Annotated in this window: 1 protein-coding gene; it reads right to left on the reverse strand. The window is 69.1% G+C overall.

The window, feature by feature from the left end; translation table 11 throughout:
- The coding region (locus tag I5I_RS06330) for an MFS transporter (protein ID WP_036317745.1) at window positions 1-1344 on the reverse strand (1344 nt) is incomplete at its 3' end.
- Window positions 1345-1502: the final 158 nt, after the last annotated feature.

Below are 1502 nucleotides of genomic sequence, written 5' to 3' on the forward strand. Positions count from 1 at the left end.
ATTCGAGCTCGGTCCCGGGGATCCTCTAGAGTCCAGCACGAAGAAGGCGGCGAACACGATGAACAGCAGCGGCGCGCCGCCGATGGCGAGCAGCGGTGGCACGCTCAACGGCGCGACGATGGACGCGATGCGCCCGACACCCGCGGCCCAACCCGCCCCGGTCGCACGCAGCGACGTGGGGTAGTTCTCCGGCGTGACGGCGTACAGTGCGCCCCAGGCACCGAGGTTGAAGAACGACAGCGCCATCCCGGCCGCGATGATCACGCCTTCCGTCGATGCGGTGCCGAAGAACAGCGCGGCGACCGCGGATCCCGCCAGAAAGACGGACAACGTCACGCGCCGCCCCCATACCTCGATGAGCCAGGCCGCCACGGCGTAGCCCGGCAACTGTGCGAGCGTGATGATCAGGGTGAAGCCGAACGATTTCACCAGCCCATACCCCTGCGCGAAGAGGATCGTCGGCATCCAGATGAACGCGCCGTAATACGAAAAGTTGACGCAGAACCAGACGATCCACAGCGCTCCCGTGCGCACGCGGAACTCGCCCGACCACAGTGCGCGCAGGCCGCGGTCCGCCAGCTGTGCGCCGGCCGCGGTGCCCACCGGGGCATGGCGACGAGGCGTTCCCTGCAGTGCCGGCGACGACTCGAACGTGCGGGTGACCGCGTCGGCCTCGCGGTGGCGTCCGCGTCGCGCGAGCCATCGCGGCGACTCCGGCAGCGACCAGCGGACGATGAGCGCGTAGATCGCGGGGATCGCCCCCAGCGCGAAGGCCCAGCGCCATCCGTCGGCGGATGCCGGGATCACGAAGAAGCCGATCAGCGCCGCCGCCGTCCATCCCAGGGCCCAGAACGCCTCGAGGATGACGATGAGCCGGCCCCTCATGCGCGCCGGCGCGACCTCGCTGACGTACGTGCTCGCCACCGGCAGCTCGGCTCCCAGACCGAGCCCGACGATGACGCGGAGGGCGATGAGAGCCGCGAGTCCCCCGGCCAGAGCGCTTGCGCCGGTTGCCAGACCGTAGACGAGCAGCGTGACGGCGAATACCGAGCGGCGGCCGAAACGATCCGCCAGCAGACCGCCCAGGCTCGCGCCCACCGCCATGCCGACGAAACCGGCCGACGCGATCCACGACGCCTGCTCGCCGGTCAACGACCACTGTGCGATCAACGCGGTCAGCACGAAGGAGACGAGGCCGACGTCCATCGCGTCCAGCGCCCAGCCGAGACCCGAACCGGTCAAGACCCGCAGGTGCCGGCGGGTGAACGGGAGAGCGTCCAGCCGCTCCCCCACGTCGATACCTGTCGGCGTCGGCGCAGAGGGAGAGGCAGCGGCATCCGTCATGCCTGAATGCTACTCAGGATGCCGAGAGCATCTCCGACACGAGGGGGGCGACCTTCGTACCGTACAGCTCGATCGATCGCATGAGCTTCGCGTGCGAAAGGGTGCCGTTGGCGTACTTGAGGTCGGACTCTAGAGGATCCCCGGGACCGAGCTCGAAT

The organism is Microbacterium sp. B24 (assembly GCF_000333415.1).
Classification (GTDB): Bacteria; Actinomycetota; Actinomycetes; order Actinomycetales; family Microbacteriaceae; genus Microbacterium.